This is a genomic window from Shigella sp. FC1567 (assembly GCF_001743015.1).
Lineage (GTDB): Bacteria > Pseudomonadota > Gammaproteobacteria > Enterobacterales > Enterobacteriaceae > Escherichia > Escherichia coli.
Genome location: NZ_MIIV01000343.1, coordinates 1 through 723, shown reverse-complemented (window position 1 = coordinate 723; position 723 = coordinate 1). Strand labels below are relative to the sequence as shown.

1 protein-coding gene and 1 pseudogene are annotated in these 723 nt (G+C 48.7%); one reads left to right on the top strand and one right to left on the bottom strand.

Going from position 1 to position 723, the window contains the following annotated elements:
- Positions 1-331 (top strand): annotated as a pseudogene (locus tag BHE85_RS17415) (IS1-like element IS1X2 family transposase); the annotation flags it as partial.
- Between the two features lie 98 nt (positions 332-429).
- On the opposite strand, the gene BHE85_RS17410 reads toward BHE85_RS17415, so the two are convergent.
- Positions 430-723 (bottom strand): integrase core domain-containing protein (locus BHE85_RS17410; RefSeq protein WP_146627975.1); only part of this gene is annotated, 294 nt, incomplete at its 5' end.

Sequence of the window (723 nt, the reverse complement as noted above, 5' to 3'; positions counted from 1 at the left end):
GCTGTTTTACGCGTATGACAGGATACGGAGGACGGTTGTGGCGCACGTCTTCGGTGAACGCACTCTGGCCACACTGGAGCGTCTTCTGAGCCTGCTGTCGGCCTTTGAGGTCGTGGTATGGATGACGGATGGCTGGCCGCTGTATGAATCACGCCTGAAGGGAAAGCTGCACGTTATCAGCAAGCGTTACACTCAGCGCATTGAGCGACATAATCTGAATCTGAGACAACATCTGGCAAGGCTGGGACGGAAGTCACTGTCGTTCTCAAAATCGGTGGAGCTGCATGACAAGGTCATCGGGCATTATCTGAACATAAAACACTATCAGTAAGTTGGAGTCATTACCCGAAAATAGTAGTTACAAGAGAACGACTGAAACTAAAGACTGAGGTGTACTGGCAATAGCGGACACTACCATTTGTTCTTTTTTTAAGCAGCCATCTGATGATATTTTTCCCTGAAGGCTGCCGGGGAGATATTCCCCAGACGAGAGTGACGACGCTGACGATTGTAGAAAATCTCAATGTATTCCCGTATTACTGAGATGGCTTCATCCCGGTTATTAAAACGATAGTGGCTCAGGCTCTCATTTTTCAGCGTTCCCCAGAAGCTTTCCATCGGAGCGTTGTCGTAACAGTGACCTTTACGCGACATTGATGTTTTCAGACCAGACTGCTCCTGTATGACCCGGTAATCGTATGCGCAGTACTGTGAACCTCGATC